This is a genomic window from Oerskovia sp. 140933 (assembly GCF_059651515.1).
In genome coordinates this window covers 63,588-78,027 of the sequence record NZ_JAMXIO010000009.1, presented here as the reverse complement: position 1 = coordinate 78,027, position 14,440 = coordinate 63,588, and the positions used below count along the sequence as shown (strand labels likewise).

The window sequence follows — 14,440 nt, the reverse complement described above, 5'->3', positions numbered from 1 at the left end:
CCACGTCACGTCGACGGGCGGTCGAGGTGTGCGACGAGCGGTAGGCGCCGTGCGACGAACGGTCGCCGGACGGCTGCCGGCACGGGTGCGGACAGGCGGCCCGCGTAGTGTTCGGGGTCGTGCCGACGTCCGGCACGGTGCCCGAGAGGACCTTCGTGAGCCTGATCCGCCTGAACGCCGTGAGCATGCAGTTCGACGACAAGGTCGTGCTGCGCGACGCCTACCTCAAGCTCCGCGAGGGCGAGCGCGTGGGGCTCGTGGGCCGCAACGGCACGGGCAAGACGACGTTCCTCGAGCTGATCCTGGGCCGCAAGGAACCCACGGCCGGGACGGTCGACGTCAACCTCGGGGTCAGCATCGGCTACTTCTCGCAGTTCTCGGAGCTCGCGGGCCACCGCAGCGCGGCCGAGGAGCTCAGCGAGCTGTTCGCCGACGTCCACTCGACGCAGGCGCGCCTCGACGCGATCGGCGAGCGCCTCGCCGAGCCCGACCTCATGGACGACGGCGGCGACGAGATGACCCGCCTCCTGACCGAGCAGGCCGACCTGTTCGAGCGCATGGACGCGCTCGACGGGTGGTCGTACGAGAACACGATCGACACGGTCCTCACGCGCCTCGGGTTCGACGCCGAGCGCCGCGAGCTGCCCGTCGACCAGCTCTCGGGCGGCTGGCGCAACCGCGCCGCGCTCGCACGGATCCTGGTGCAGCGCCCCGACGTGCTGCTGCTCGACGAGCCCACGAACTTCCTCGACCTCGACGGCGTGCGCTGGATCGAGAACTGGCTCCAGACCTACCCGGGCGCCGTGCTGGTGGTCTCCCACGACCGACAGTTCCTCGACGGCGCCGTCAACCGGATCGTCGAGATCGAGAACCGTCGCCTGCACGAGTACGAGGGCGGGTACTCCGACTACGTGCACGCCAAGCAGTCGCGCCTCAAGACCATCGAGCGGCAGTTCGCGCACGAGGAGGAGCTGCTCGCGTACGAGGTCGAGGCGAGCGACGCCCGCAAGCAGGCCGCGAAGGACAAGAGCCGCGGCCTCAGGCGCAAGCTCGCCGACATCAAGAAGCGTCAGGCTCCGCGCCCGGTCGACCAGGTCATCACGACGATCTACGCGGACCTGCACGTGAGCGACCGCCTCGTCGAGGTCGAGGGGCTGGCCAAGGGGTTCGGCGGCGCTCCGCTGTTCAGCGACCTGACCTTCTCGCTGCACCGCGGCGACCGCGTGGCCGTCGTCGGCGCGAACGGGTCCGGCAAGTCGACGCTCCTCGACGTGCTCACCGAGGTCACCCCGCCGGACGCCGGGCAGATCACGTGGAAGAAGAACTCGACGTTCGTCTCCTACAACCAGGTCGTGGCCGACCTCGACCTGGACGACACGGTCGCCCACGCCGTCAGCGCGGCGCCCGGCACGCTCGCCTACTCGGCGACCAAGAAGAACGTCAACCGGTTCCTGACCATGCTGCAGTTCTCCGAGATGGAGCTCAAGCAGAAGATCGGCACGCTCTCGGGCGGTCAGCGCGCCCGCGTCGCGATCGCGCAGTGCCTGCTGTCGGGCGCCTCGGTGATCGTGCTCGACGAGCCGACCAACCACCTCGACCTCACGAGCGCCCAGGTCATGGAGCGCGCGCTCGCGCACTTCCCCGGTGCCGTGGTCGTCGTGAGCCACGACCGCTACTTCATCGACAAGGTCGCCGACCGGCTCCTGACGTTCGACGGCGCGGGGAACGTGGTCGAGACCGCCGCGACCGGCGCCCTCTGACTCGGGGCTGACTCAGTCCTGCGGGACGGGGACGACGGCCCGGGTCGGTGGCGTGGCGGCCGCGGCACGGGCCGTCGCGATCCGCACGACCGCGGCCATCCCACCGTCCCCGTACGTGGCGTCGTCGACCGGGACCTCCGGATGGTCGAGCACCAGCTGCTCCCAGGCGTCGAGCCGCGCGATCGACGCCGCTTCCTGGGCCAGGAGCACCGCACGCAGGTGCTCCTCGAACAGGGGGCGGTGCCGGTCGACCAGGCGGCCGTAGAGCTCGAGACGCCTGTCCATGCTCCGCACGTTGGCCGAGGTCGGTGACGTGCGGTACTCGATCAGCGGCTCGGGCACGATCTCGATCCGCCCGCCCGCCGCGAGCAGCGCGAGGAAGAAGTCCCAGTCCTCGAAGCCGTCCCGCATGCGCTCGTCGTAGCCTCCGGCCGCGCGCCAGCGGTCACGGCTCAGCATCACGGTGGCCGGCGAGGCGTTGCGGTGGAGGAAGTCGACCGCCGCTCCCCCGGCGGGACGGGCGATCGCGTGGGCGACGCCGTGCATGCGCAGCCAGGACGAGGCGCCGACGACGTCGGCGTCCTCCTCGAGGAGGGCCGCGGTCCGCTCCACGAAGGTCTCGGCGAGGCGGTCGTCGCCGTCGAGCACGACCGCGAGGTCGGTGCCCAACGCGGACAGGCCGGCGTTGCGCGCCGCGCTCACCCCCGCGTTCTCCTGGCGCAGGACCTGCACGCCACCGTCGGCCGCCAACACGTCGAGGACCGCGAGCGACCGCACGTCGGTCGAGCCGTCGTCGACCACGACGACCTGGTCGGGTGCTCGGGTCTGCCGCAGCACCGACCCGACGGCCTCTCGCACCAGGTCTCCCTGGTCGAACCCGGTCACGACCACGCCCACGGTTGCTCGCACGCGACGATGCTAGCGGCGCCGCGGCGGCCGACCGCGCCCGGGTCGTCCCGGTCGTCCGGTGCGGAGCGTCGTGTGGGTGGCGGTCCCTACCTTTCCCGGCATGGACCACGACACCTTCTGGCAGATCCTCGACGACGCCCGTGCCCGCGCCGGGCGGGGGGCCGACGACCGCGGCGCCCCGGACGACCCGCTCCCCCGCACCCTGACCTCCCTGCTCGTCGAACGGTTGCAGCCCGAGGAGATCCTCGCGTTCGCGGACGTTGCCGACGACGTGGGCGCCGAGGCCTACGCCTGGCCGGTCTGGGGCGCGGCCTACCTCATCGAGGGCGGCTGCAGCGACGACGGGTTCATGGACTTCCGCGACGGCCTGGTCCTCGCGGGGCGCGAGGTGTTCACCCGGGCGGTCGCGGCCCCGGACTCGCTCGCGGACCACCCCGTCGTCTCCGGCATGTCCGGCGACGACACCGGCTGGTTCGGGTACGAGTCGCTCGGCTCGCTCGTGCGACGGGCCTGGGCGCAGTCGACGGGCCGCGACGACGAGTCGTACTACTCGGCGCGGGCGGCGGGGGCGTCCTCCTCCGGGCACGGCAACGAGGCGGGCCCCTCCGCCGACCCGAGCGGCGAGAGCTGGGACTTCGACGACGAGGACGAGAACCGCCGTCGGCTCCCGCGGCTCACGGCGCTCTTCGGCTGACCGCTCCCCCGCACCGGCCTGCGGGCGTGCCCGCCTCTCAGTCGTCCTCGAGAGGCGGCGGGTTCAGCCCACCCAGCAGGGCCGACGCCGCCCCGAGGACCAGCCCGACCCGCAGGTGCGGGGCGCGGACGCCGCGGGCCCGCATCCGCTCGCCCCAGCGGTACGCAGCCTTCTCCCCGACGACGCCGAGCGCGGCGGTCGCCCCGACGACCACGGCTGCGCCGACCGCGATCGCGACCTTCCCGGTCGTGGTGATCCCGACAGGGGTCAGGTGGGAGGCCGTGCCGTCGGAGGCACCGGGCTCGACGTGCGCACGGTCGACGTCGGCGGCGAACCCGTCGTACGGCCCGACGCCCGCAGGGTCGGGCTCCCTCCCCGCGTCCCGCACCGCGTCGCGGACCTTGCGGACGCCGTCGATCGCCTGGCGCCCGTCGACCGTCCGCAGGAGCACCACGCAGCCCGCGACCCCGCAGACGGTCTTGAGCAGAGCCCGGGTGCTGCGGCGCTCGACGAGGTCGGGCACGGTGTACCAGGCGGCGGTCGTCAACCCGTTGACGACACCTGCGCGGGCGTCGAACGTCCATGGGCGGGTGGTCTCGGTCGGCTGCACCGGCATCTCGTCGTCCCTGCTGTGCGGCGTCCGCACGTTCGTCCGTCCCTGGACGCCACCGGCCTGGTCCGCCGGTGCGTTCACGGGCTGTCGTGAGCACCAACGAGGCACCTGCCCGGTTCGTTCCTTCGCCCTGGTGCGCGCTCGGCACGACCGGCCGGAGGGTCGCGCGTGACGACGATCACACCCCGGCACCCTGACGACGCAGGACGCCCCGGCGCGCCCGCGTGGTCTCCTGGGTCGGTGAACGCCAGGACGAAGGAGACCATGATGGGACACGACGAGCCGCGGGAGATCGCCGTGCTGGGTGCGGGAGGGGTCGGCGGGCTCGTCGGCGCGCTGCTCGTCCGGGCGGGCAGCGACGTGACGTTCGTGGCGCGGGGCGCCACCGCCGAGGCCCTGGACAGGGACGGGCTGCACGTCCGCAGCGCCCAGCTCGGCGACCTCGACGTCGCGGTCCGGGCGACGACGCACCTCGACTCCCCCGTCGACGTGCTCCTCGTCGCCGTCAAGCAGACCGGACTGGCCGACGCCCTGGACCTGGTCGCGCCCGAGGCCCTTGCCGACGGGGTGGTGGTCCCGCTGCTCAACGGCGTCGAGCACCTCGACCTGCTGCGCGCCCGGTACGGCTCCGCGCGCGTCCTGCCCGCCGTGATCCGGGTCGAGGCGACCCGCGTCGCACCGGGCGAGATCGTGCACGGCAGCCCGTTCGTCGAGATCGACCTCGCTCCCGGGGACGTGGCCGCGGAGAAGGTCGAGGCGGTGCGCACCCTCCTCGCAGGTGCGGGGATCACGACGACGGTCCGGGCCGACGAGGCAGCGCTCGTGTGGGCCAAGCTGTCGTTCCTGGCGCCGCTGGCCCTGCTCACGACGCGCCACCGCGCGACCGTCGGCGAGGTGCGCACGGCCCACCGGTCCGAGCTCGAGACGCTCGTCGCGGAGGTCGCGGCCGTCGCGGCGGCCTCGGGTGCGGCGTCGGACCCCGCCGCCGCCCTGGCCCTCTACGACCGCTTCTCTGCGGGGGCCCGGTCCTCGATGGAGCGCGACGCCGAGGCCGGCAGACCGCTCGAGGTCGACGCGATCGGCGGCGCCGTGGTCCGTGCCGCAGAGCGTCACGGGGTCGCGGCACCGCTCACGGCCCGGCTCGTCGCCGACCTCTCCTAGGCCCGGCCGGCTCACCCTCCCCGCCCGGCTCCCCGTCCCCCCGCCCGGCCGCCGGGCGCGGGAGGCCAGCCGGGCGCGGGAGGCGGCCGGAGGGCGGCGCGGTTCGTGCCCACCTACCAGTCGGCGGGCACGACCCAGTGCCGGGGCGCCGACCGGTGCTCGTGGAGCCTGGCCTGGGCGCGCCGACCGTGCTGCGCACGCTGCTCGGGGGTCAGCCCGTCGAGCCAGGCGACGTACCGACGTTCGAGCTGCCGGAACCGCGCACGTCCGACGGCGAAGACCACGACCGAGGTCAGCCAGGGGGTCACGAGAGCCGCCCCCACGAGGAGCACGGCCACGGGCGTCGTCATCACGGGGTAGGCACGCAGCCCGCACCACAGGATCACGATGACCGTGGCGAGCTGGCTCACGCTCGCCACGAGCGGCCACCCGCTGGTGACGGGTCCGTGCAGCCCGGCTCGCCGGTGCCAGCACGGGACCAGGGTCGCCTGCTCGGCGTCGAGCGGCGGGTAGAGCTCTGGCGTCGGCCGCACGGTCACCCTCCCGCGAACGGTGGGAGCACGTCGATGGTCACGGGACCGGCGACGGGGGCGTCCGCGGCCTCGGGGCGCAGCGCGCGTCCGTCCTGCAGGAACGAGCACACGACCTGCACGCGGCGCATGGGCTCGCCGTGGCGGCGTGCGCTGACGCGGAGCGCCGACGCGGGGCTCTCGGTCTCGATCACCTCCTCGTCGAGGCCGTTCGCCGCGGCACGGGCCGCGGCGTAGTAGCGCAGGGTGATGGCGGGCATCTCGTCGTTCCTCTCTCGGGTGGTCTCGGGTGGTCTCGGGTGGTCTCGGGTGCTCTCGGGTGGTGACGTGCCGGGCGGCGCAGGCCTCAGCCGCCGATCGCGGACATGCCGCGATCGGGCTGCCGGAACCCGGGGCTGCCGACCGTGTGGCCCGCGGCCTTGGTCCGGACGGCGAGGCCGAGGGCCTGCGCGATCCGCTCGTCGTCGGCCCCTGCGCGCAGGAGCGTGCGCAGGTCCGTCTCGTCGCGCGCGAACAGGCAGTTGCGGAGCTGACCGTCGGCCGTGAGGCGGATCCGGTCGCACGCGCCGCAGAAGGGCCGTGTCACGGAGGCGACGATCCCGACGACGGCGTCGGTCCCGTCGACCGTCCACCGTTCGGCGGGAGCGGCGCCGCGGGTCGGGACCGGGACCAGGTCGAAGGCCCCGGTGAGCGAGGCGAGCACCTCATCGGCCGTGACCATGCCCTCGCGCGTCCAGGTCCGGCCCGCGTCGAGCGGCATCTGCTCGATGAAGCGCAGCTCGTAGCCGCGGTCGAGCGCGAACCGCAGGAGCTCGGCGGGCTCGTCGTCGTTGACCCCTCGCACGAGGACCGCGTTGAGCTTGGTGCCGGTGAACCCGGCCCGGTCGGCGGCCGCGAGGCCGTCGAGGGCCTGGCCCAGGCGGTCACGCCGCGTGAGGAGGGTGTACCGCTCGCGGCGCAGCGTGTCGAGCGAGACGTTGAGCCGTCGCAGCCCTGCCTCCCGGAGCGGGTCCGCGAGCGCCGCCAGGCGCAGGCCGTTGGTGGTCATCGAGACCTCGGGGGCGCCGGGGAGGGACGCGAGCCCGGACACGATCTCGACGATGTCGGGGCGCAGGAGCGGTTCGCCGCCCGTGAGGCGGATCTCCTCGACGCCGTGGCGCACCGCGACGGCCGCGACCCTGGTCATCTCGGCGACCGTCAGGAGGTCGTCCGACGGGAGCCAGGGCATCCCCTCGGCGGGCATGCAGTAGGTGCACCGGAGGGAGCACCGGTCTGTCAGCGAGATCCGCAGGTCGCGGTGTCGCCTGCCGAACCCGTCGACGAGCCCGGGAACGGCCGCGCGGCCCGACGGCGCCGTGCGGCCTGGCAGGAGAGCGTCCGGCGGCGTCGCACGCCCGGGGAGCGCGTGACCGGACGCGACGTGCCCGGCGTGCGCGGCGCCGTCGGGCAGGGGGCGGGTGGCTCCGCGCTCGACCGTCGACGTGAGGCTCACAGCGACCCGACCCACTCGTGGCTGCCGTCGACGAAGACCTGCCGCTTCCACACGGGCAGGGCGACCTTGATCTCCTCGACGAGGGCGGCGCACGTCGTGAACGCCTGGGCGCGGTGCGCCGAGGCCACGGCCGCGACGAGCGCGACGTCCCCGATCGTGAGGTCGCCGACGCGGTGCGTCACGGCCACGCGGACGTCGCCGTCGGACTCCGCGGCGACGCGCGCCGCGATCTCGCCGATGATCCGGCGCGCGTCGGGGTGCGCCTCGTACCTGAGGGCCGCGACCGACCGGCCGGCGTCGTGGTCGCGCACGACGCCCGCGAAGGTCACGACGGCTCCCGCGTGCGCGGTGGTCACGGCGCGCTCGTGCGCGGCGACGTCGAGCACGGCCTCTCCCACGTCCGCGAGCGCCACGCGCGACGCGGCCTCGCCGCTCATGAGCGCACCGTGGGCCGGGCGGGCGCGCCGGGGCGCGGCGCGCTGCGCTGCCGGTAGACCACGTACGGCCGGGCGAGGTACGCCACGGGCACGGACCACACGTGCACGAGGCGCGTGAAGGGCCAGATCGCGAGGAGCAGGCACGCGAGGACGGCGTGCCAGCCGTAGACCGCGGGTGCGGAGGAGATGAGCGACGGGTCGGGCTGGAGGACGAACAGCTGACGGAACCAGACGGAGACGGTGCCGCGGTACTCGTACCCCGAGCCGAACACGTTGATCGCGACGGTCTGCCACATGCCCACCCCGATCTCGACCGTGAGCAGCAGGTACAGGACGCGGTCCATGGGGGTCGTGACGACGCGGATGCGGTCCGAGACGTAGAACCGGCGCAGCAGCAGGATCACGAGGCCCGCGCACAGCAGGACGCCCGCGACGGTCCCGGCCGCGACCGCGACCACGTGGTAGGCGTGGTCGGAGATCCCGAGGGCCTGGGTCCAGGAGGTCGGGATCAGGAGCCCCGCGGCGTGCCCGAGGATCGCGAACAGCGCCCCGAAGTGGAACAGGGGCGAGCCCCACGCGAGCCAGCGCTTCTCGAGCACCTGGCTCGTGCGGGTCGTCCAGCCGAACTGGTCGCTGCGGTACCTCCAGACGTGCCCCACGACGAAGATCGCGAGGCAGACGTACGGCAGCACCACGAAGAGGAGGGTGTCCATGGGTCAGCGTCCTTCCGGGGCGCAGGTGAATTCCGGGGGCCCGAACGGCGCGCCGGGGGTGTCGGTCCAGCTCGCGCCGCCGTAGGGCATCGAGGCGATCTCGAGGCCGGCGTCGTCGGTGGGTGGTCCGCTGAGCGCGAGCTGGTCGACCTCGCCGCGCTGGCGGTCCGTCACGGGGCCCAGCAGGTCGCCGATCGCCTCGAGGATCTCGCGGTAGTGCGAGCCGCGGTCGGCGAGCGAGCGGCGGATGAGCTCGATCCCGCCGCGGTGGGTCCGCAGCGGTGCCTCGCCCGCCCCGGTCCCGGCGCGCGACGCGAACTCGAGCACCATGGGCAGGTAGTCGGGCAGCTCGGCGTCGTCGGGCGCGAACCCGCACGCGCGGTAGCGCTGCTTGAGCGCGAGGAGCGCCATGCCGCGCTGGCGGGTGTCGCCGTGCAGGTAGTAGCTGAGGAACAGCGACGACTTGCGGCGCAGGTCGAACGTCTCGACGTAGTGGGCCCGTGCGGCGCGCGGCTCGAGCCGCGCGTGCTCGTCCCAGAACGCCTGCAGGTGCGCCGCGGGGGCCGAGGCGGGCAGGGCCGCGACGGCCGCGCCGAGCTGGTCGGCGTCGGCGTACCAGGCGTCGTCGGGGTAGGCCAGCAGGATGCTGGCCAGGGCCAGGACGTCTGCCCGGGCGGGGACCTCGACGAGGTCCTTGCGCCGCGAGCGCCGCAGGAGCGGGATGATCGCGCGCCTGCCCGACGGCGGAGCCTGGGTCGTCATGACGGCCTCCGGACCTGCAGGGGTACGGACACGGGCCCGCCGCGCGTGGAGGCGGCACTCATGCCGGGCCCGCCCGGGTTGTCGAGCGAGCAGCCCGAGGCCCACGACGCCATCTCGGCGGCGTCCTCCTTGTGCGCCGCGGGGATGACGTACCGGTCCTCCATCTTGGCGATGGCCAGGAGCCGGTAGAGCTCCTCGACGTCCTCGGCCGTGTACCCGACCTGGTCGAGCAGGGCCTGGTCCACGTCGCCGTCGAGCGTGCGGCGGCGCATGTGGCTGCGCATCGCGGCGAGCTTCATGAGGACTCCCGCGACGACGTCGACGTCCCCGGCCGAGAACAGGCTCGCGAGGTACTCGAGCGGGATGCGCAGCGACGCGATCGTGTGGAACACGTCGTCGGCGTCGGCGTCGTCCTTGCCGAGCTCGGTCGTGACGTCCAGGACGGGCGAGAGCGGCGGCACGTACCAGACCATGGGCATGGTCCGGTACTCGGGGTGCAGCGGCAGCGCGACCTTGAACTTCTGGATGAGCTTCCAGATGGGCGAGCGCTGCGCGGCGCCGATCCAGTCCTCGGCGATGCCGGCCGCCCGTGCCGCCGCGATCACCTCGGGGTCGGTGGGGTCGAGGAAGACGTCGCGCTGGGCGTCGAGCAGGTCCTTCGGGTCCTCGACGGACGCCGCGGCCTCGACCGCGTCGGCGTCGTAGAGCACCAGGCCGATGTACCGCAGGCGGCCCACGCACGTCTCGGCGCACACCGTGGGCTGCCCCGCCTCGATGCGCGGGAAGCAGAACGTGCACTTCTCGGCCTTGCCCGTCTGGTGGTTGACGTAGACCTTCTTGTAGGGGCACGCCGAGACGCACATGCGCCAGCCGCGGCACGCGTCCTGGTCGACGAGCACGATCCCGTCCTCGACGCGCTTGTACATGGCCGACGACGGGCAGGCCGAGACGCACGCCGGGTTGAGGCAGTGCTCGCAGATCCGGGGCAGGTGGAACATGAACGTCTGCTCGAACGAGAGCTGGACCTTGTCGACCATCGACGCGAGGTTGGGGTCCTTCGACGCGATCTGCGGCGATCCGCCCAGGTCGTCGTCCCAGTTGGGACCCCAGGTGATCTTCATGTCCTTGCCCGTGATCGCGCTCTTGGGCCGCGCGACCGGGATGTGCGGCGAGTTCGCCGGGGCGGAGATGAGCTGGTCGAAGTCGTACGTCGCCGGCTCGTAGTAGTCGTCGAGCCCCGGGAGGTCCGGGTTCGCGAAGATCGACGCGAGGCGCCGCAGCCGGCCGCCCGAGCGGAGCCGGAGCCGCCCCTTGCGGTCGAGCTCCCACCCGCCGTGCCACCGGTCCTGGTCCTCGTACCCGCGCGGGTACCCCGTCCCGGGCTTGGTCTCGACGTTGTTGAACCAGACGTACTCGACGCCGTCGCGGTTGGTCCACGTCTGCTTGCACGTGACCGAGCACGTGTGGCACCCGATGCACTTGTCGAGGTTCATGACCATCGCTACCTGCGACATGACCCGCATCTCAGTACTCCACTTCCTGGTTGCGCCGACGGATGACCGTGTACTCGTCGCGCTGGTTGCCGGTCGGCCCGTAGTAGTTGAAGGCGTAGGTGAGCTGGCCGTAGCCGCCCAGGAGGTGCGTGGGCTTCATCATGATCATCGTCAGCGCGTTGTGGATGCCCCCTCGCTTGCCCGACGCCTCGGCCTTGGGGACGTCGATGTTGCGGTCCTTCGAGTGGTACATGTAGACCGTGCCCGTGGGCATGCGGTGCGAGACCACGGCCCTCGCCACGACCACGCCGTTGCGGTTGACCGCCTCGATCCAGTCGTTGTCCGCGATGCCCGCGGTCCGCGCGTCCTCCTCCGAGATCCAGATCGTGGGGCCCCCGCGCGAGAGCGCGAGCATGTACGGGTTGTCCTGGAACTGCGAGTGCATGGACCACTTGGAGTGCGGGGTCAGGTAGCGCACCGTGACCTCGGTCGAGCCGGGCTCGCTGAAGCCCTGGTGCCCGAAGTGCCGGGCCATGTCGAGCGGCGGCCGGTACACCGGGAGCTGCTCCCCGAGCTCGGTCATCCAGTCGTGGTCGACGAAGAAGTGCTGGCGGCCCGTGAGCGTGTGCCACGGCTTGAGCCTCTCGACGTTGACGACGAACGGCGAGTAGCGTCGTCCGCCCTGCTCGGAGCCCGACCACTCGTAGCTCGTGAAGACGTTCTGCGGGCCCGTGAGGGTCTGGGCGAACGTGACCTGGCGGTCGTGGTTCTCCTCGGCGAGGTCCGCGAGCGGCTTGCCGACCCGCTTCTCGAGGGCCTTGAAGCCCGCGACCGAGACCGCTCCGTTGGTCGTGCCCGACAGCGCGAGGATCGCCTCGCAGAAGTGCGCGGCGGTCTCGAGCGAGGGGCGGCCCTTCGCGATGCCGTCCTTGCGCACGCCGTTGGCCTTCGCGAGGAACTCGACGGCCTGCTCGGGGACCACCGTGACGCCCTTGGTCGTGGTGCCGACCTTCGAGATCAGCGGCCCGACGGCGCGCATCTTCTCCGCGATCTGGGTGTAGTCGCGCTCGACCACCACGAGGCGCGGCATCGTCACGCCCGGCACGGGCTCGCACTCGCCCTTGCGCCAGTCGAGGACGACGCCGCCCGGCTGGGCCATCTCGTCGGGGGTGTCGTGCGTGAGCGGTGCCGCGATGACGTCGGTGCGGGTGCCCAGGTGGGTCTTGGCGAGCTCGGAGACCTTGTCGGCGAGCCCGAGGAACGCGTCGTAGTCGGTCCGGGCCTGCCACGGGGGTGCGATCGCGGCGTTGAGCGCGTGCACGAACGGGTGCATGTCCGTGGTCGAGATGTCCTGCTTCTCGTACCAGGTGGCCGCCGGCAGCACGACGTCCGCGAAGAGCGACGTCGAGGTCATGCGGAAGTCGATGTTGGTCAGCAGGTCGAGCTTGCCCTCGGGGGCCTCGTCCCGCCAGACGACCTCCTCCGGGCGACGTTCGGGCGGGGTCTCGTGCGCCCGCAGGGACGAGTCGGCGCCGAGCAGGTGCTTGATGAAGTACTCGTTGCCCTTGGCCGAGTTGCCGATGAGGTTGGCGCGCCAGACCGTCAGGACGCGTGGGAAGTTCTGCGGGTCGTCCGGGTCCTCGACCGCGAACTTGAGGTTCCCGCTGCGCAGCTCGGAGACCACGTGGTCGGCCACGGGCACACCCGCGGCTGCGGCCTCGTCGCACAGGTCGAGCGGGTTGCGGTCGAAGCCCGGGTGCGAGGGCGTCCAGCCCATGCGGGCCGCCTGCGTCAGGCAGTCCATCATGCTGCGGTTCTTGAGGGTGCCCGGCCCCGTCGGGGACGCGAGCTCGTCGGCCCCGAAGCCCTCGTAGCGCCACTGGTCCGTGGCGGTGTACCAGAACGCCGTCCCCGCCATGTGGCGGGTCGGCCGCTGCCAGTCGAGCGCGAAGCCCATGTGCTGCTGACCCGTCACCGGCCGGGCCTTCTCCTGGCCCACGTAGTGCGCCCAGCCGCCGCCGTTGACGCCCTGGCACCCCGTGAGGGTCAGGAGCGCGATGAACGTCCGGTAGATGGTGTCCGCGTGGTACCAGTGGTTGGTCCCCGCGCCCATGATGATCATCGACCTGCCCTTGCTCACCTCGGCGTTGCGCGTGAACTCGCGCGCGATCCGGGTGCACTGCTCGGCCGGGACCCCGGTCAGGGACTCCTGCCAGGCGGGGGTCCCGGGCGACGTCGGGTCGTCGTAGCCCGTGGGCCACGACCCGGGCAGACCGTCGCGACCCACCCCGTACTGGGCCATGAGCAGGTCGAAGACGGTCGTCACGAGACGTCCGCCCACGCGGATCGCGGGGACGCCGCGCAGGACCGAGGTCCCGCCCTCGGTCTCCCCCACGTCGAACCGCGGCAGCTCGACGACGACGCCGCGGGCCTCGGCGCCCGCGTGCGTCAGGCCCAGGAGGCTCAGCGCCGGGTCGTGGTCCTCGAGGTCGAGGTTCCAGCGGCCCACGCCGTCCTCGGTCCACCGGTCGGCCAGCGTCCCGTTCGGCACGGTGAGCGCGTCGGCGGCCGTGTCGAGGAAGACCGGGCGGAACTCGGGGCGCTCGCCCGTCGCCCCCGCGACGGGCAGCCCGTCCAGGTCGGCCGCCGTGAGGAACTTGGCGGGCCGGAAGACCGGGGCGGGGGCGCCGTCGGGCCCCGTGGCGTCCGGGGACGCCGAGGACGGACCCTCGTCGAGCGTGACCAGGAAGGGCGCGTCGGTGTACGTGCGCGAGTACGCCTCGAAGTACGGGACCTGGCGGTCGCGGTAGAACTCGGTGAGCAGCACGTGGCCCATGGCCTGCGCGAGCGCGCCGTCCGTGCCGGGGGCGGGCGCGAGCCAGTCGTCCGCGAACTTCACGTTGTCCGCGTAGTCGGGGCTGACCGCGACGACCTTGGTGCCCTTGTAGCGGGCCTCGGCCAGGAAGTGCGCGTCGGGCGTGCGCGTCACGGGGACGTTCGAGCCCCACATCATGATGTAGCTCGAGTTCCACCAGTCGCCCGACTCGGGGACGTCGGTCTGGTCCCCCCAGATCTGCGGGCTCGCGGGCGGCAGGTCCGCGTACCAGTCGTAGAAGCTCAGCAGCGTCCCGCCGATCATCGACAGGAAGCGCGTCCCGACGCCGAAGCTCGCCATCGACATGGCCGGGATCGGGGTGAATCCCACGCAGCGGTCCGGCCCGTACGCCTTGATCGTGTAGACGTGGGCCGCGGCCATGATCTCGGTCGCGAGCTCCCAGTCCGCACGGACGAGGCCGCCCTTGCCGCGGGCCTTCTTGTAGAGCGTGGCCTTGAGCGGGCTCTCGACGACCTCGGCCCACGCGAGCACGGGGTCGCCCAGGCGGCAGCGCGCGTCGAGGTACATGTCGAGCAGGACGCCGCGCACGTAGGGATACCGCACGCGCGACGGCGAGTACGTGTACCAGGAGAACGACGCGCCACGAGGACAGCCGCGCGGCTCGTACTCGGGGCTGTCGAGGCCCGTCGTCGGGTAGTCGGTGCCCTGGTGCTCCCAGGTGATGAGACCGTCCTTGACGTAGACGTCCCACGCGCACGAGCCCGTGCAGTTCACGCCGTGGGTCGAGCGCACCACCTTGTCGTGCGCCCAGCGGTCACGGTAGAACCGGTCCCACTCCGAGGGGTCCGTCTCGATCATGGCGTGCGCCGAGTCGAACACCTCGGTCTGCGGGAAGTGGCTGCGCGTCTTCAGCAGCTTCTTCATCAGGGGCGACATGGTCGCCGGGTCGTCGATCGTCATGACGGGTACTCCTCGGGGACAGCGTGGGGGGCGTTCGTGCGATGGTTGTCGTGGTGAGCACGCCGGCCGGGGGCAGCCGG

General features: G+C 72.7%; 13 protein-coding genes. 3 read left to right on the top strand and 10 right to left on the bottom strand.

The window, feature by feature from the left end; translation table 11 throughout:
* Positions 1 to 155: 155 nt before the first annotated feature.
* Positions 156 to 1,760 (top strand): ABC-F family ATP-binding cassette domain-containing protein, encoded by a 1,605-nt coding sequence (locus tag NHG27_RS07105; RefSeq protein WP_497015439.1) that lies wholly within the window; start codon positions 156 to 158, stop codon positions 1,758 to 1,760.
* Between the two features lie 12 nt (positions 1,761 to 1,772).
* Here NHG27_RS07105 and NHG27_RS07100 read toward each other — a convergent pair whose 3' ends face one another.
* The gene (locus NHG27_RS07100; RefSeq protein WP_497015438.1) at positions 1,773 to 2,669 is read right to left on the bottom strand and encodes a glycosyltransferase family 2 protein; all 897 of its coding nucleotides are present in this window, start codon (positions 2,667 to 2,669) and stop codon (positions 1,773 to 1,775) included.
* Between the two features lie 100 nt (positions 2,670 to 2,769).
* Here NHG27_RS07100 and NHG27_RS07095 point away from each other — a divergent pair, with 100 nt between their 5' ends.
* Complete coding sequence (locus NHG27_RS07095) at positions 2,770 to 3,363, top strand: DUF4240 domain-containing protein (protein WP_497015437.1); 594 nt, start codon at positions 2,770 to 2,772, stop codon at positions 3,361 to 3,363.
* A 37-nt stretch (positions 3,364 to 3,400) separates the two neighbouring features.
* Here the strand turns inward: NHG27_RS07095 and NHG27_RS07090 are convergent, their stop codons facing one another.
* Positions 3,401 to 4,057 (bottom strand): hypothetical protein, encoded by a 657-nt coding sequence (locus NHG27_RS07090; RefSeq protein ID WP_497015434.1) that lies wholly within the window; start codon positions 4,055 to 4,057, stop codon positions 3,401 to 3,403.
* 186 nt (positions 4,058 to 4,243) lie between these two features.
* Between NHG27_RS07090 and NHG27_RS07085 the strand changes: the two genes are divergently transcribed.
* Positions 4,244 to 5,137 carry a ketopantoate reductase family protein gene (locus NHG27_RS07085; protein ID WP_497015433.1) on the top strand — a complete coding sequence of 298 codons (894 nt, stop codon included), beginning with the start codon at positions 4,244 to 4,246 and terminating at the stop codon, positions 5,135 to 5,137.
* 113 nt (positions 5,138 to 5,250) lie between these two features.
* On the opposite strand, the gene NHG27_RS07080 is transcribed toward NHG27_RS07085, so the two are convergent.
* From NHG27_RS07080 to NHG27_RS07045, 8 genes are all read right to left on the bottom strand, one after another.
* Positions 5,251 to 5,670, bottom strand: a complete 420-nt coding sequence (locus NHG27_RS07080) for a hypothetical protein (protein WP_193720577.1) — start codon at positions 5,668 to 5,670, stop codon at positions 5,251 to 5,253.
* 2 nt (positions 5,671 to 5,672) lie between these two features.
* Positions 5,673 to 5,927: a MoaD/ThiS family protein gene (locus NHG27_RS07075; protein ID WP_193720578.1), complete on the bottom strand. Its 255-nt coding sequence runs from the start codon at positions 5,925 to 5,927 to the stop codon at positions 5,673 to 5,675.
* A gap of 86 nt (positions 5,928 to 6,013) precedes the next feature.
* Complete coding sequence (gene moaA / locus NHG27_RS07070) at positions 6,014 to 7,036, bottom strand: GTP 3',8-cyclase MoaA (protein WP_497015491.1); 1,023 nt, start codon at positions 7,034 to 7,036, stop codon at positions 6,014 to 6,016.
* A gap of 119 nt (positions 7,037 to 7,155) precedes the next feature.
* A complete protein-coding gene (locus NHG27_RS07065; RefSeq protein WP_497015431.1) occupies positions 7,156 to 7,596 on the bottom strand; it encodes a molybdenum cofactor biosynthesis protein MoaE in 441 nt (146 codons plus the stop codon).
* Complete coding sequence (gene narI, locus NHG27_RS07060) at positions 7,593 to 8,309, bottom strand: respiratory nitrate reductase subunit gamma (RefSeq protein WP_497015429.1); 717 nt, start codon at positions 8,307 to 8,309, stop codon at positions 7,593 to 7,595. The genes NHG27_RS07065 and narI overlap by 4 nt, the downstream gene beginning before the upstream one ends.
* A 3-nt stretch (positions 8,310 to 8,312) precedes the next feature.
* A complete protein-coding gene (gene narJ, locus NHG27_RS07055) occupies positions 8,313 to 9,071 on the bottom strand; it encodes a nitrate reductase molybdenum cofactor assembly chaperone (protein WP_497015428.1) in 759 nt (252 codons plus the stop codon).
* Positions 9,068 to 10,594, bottom strand: a complete 1,527-nt coding sequence (gene narH / locus NHG27_RS07050) for a nitrate reductase subunit beta (RefSeq protein ID WP_497015427.1) — start codon at positions 10,592 to 10,594, stop codon at positions 9,068 to 9,070. Before narH ends, narJ begins: the two co-directional genes overlap by 4 nt.
* A 1-nt stretch (position 10,595) precedes the next feature.
* The gene (locus NHG27_RS07045) at positions 10,596 to 14,360 is read right to left on the bottom strand and encodes a nitrate reductase subunit alpha (protein ID WP_497015425.1); all 3,765 of its coding nucleotides are present in this window, start codon (positions 14,358 to 14,360) and stop codon (positions 10,596 to 10,598) included.
* Positions 14,361 to 14,440: the final 80 nt, after the last annotated feature.

Excerpts from the sequence above, each read along its gene's own strand:
- narI (WP_497015429.1), bottom strand. The coding sequence starts at position 8,309 with ATGGACACCCTCCTCTTCGTGGTGCTGCCGTACGTCTGCCTCGCGATC.
- narJ (WP_497015428.1), bottom strand. The coding sequence starts at position 9,071 with ATGACGACCCAGGCTCCGCCGTCGGGCAGGCGCGCGATCATCCCGCTC.
- NHG27_RS07065 (WP_497015431.1), bottom strand. The coding sequence starts at position 7,596 with ATGAGCGGCGAGGCCGCGTCGCGCGTGGCGCTCGCGGACGTGGGAGAG.
- NHG27_RS07085 (WP_497015433.1), top strand. The coding sequence starts at position 4,244 with ATGGGACACGACGAGCCGCGGGAGATCGCCGTGCTGGGTGCGGGAGGG.
- narH (WP_497015427.1), bottom strand. The coding sequence starts at position 10,594 with ATGCGGGTCATGTCGCAGGTAGCGATGGTCATGAACCTCGACAAGTGC.
- NHG27_RS07095 (WP_497015437.1), top strand. The coding sequence starts at position 2,770 with ATGGACCACGACACCTTCTGGCAGATCCTCGACGACGCCCGTGCCCGC.
- NHG27_RS07045 (WP_497015425.1), bottom strand. The coding sequence starts at position 14,360 with ATGACGATCGACGACCCGGCGACCATGTCGCCCCTGATGAAGAAGCTG.
- NHG27_RS07075 (WP_193720578.1), bottom strand. The coding sequence starts at position 5,927 with ATGCCCGCCATCACCCTGCGCTACTACGCCGCGGCCCGTGCCGCGGCG.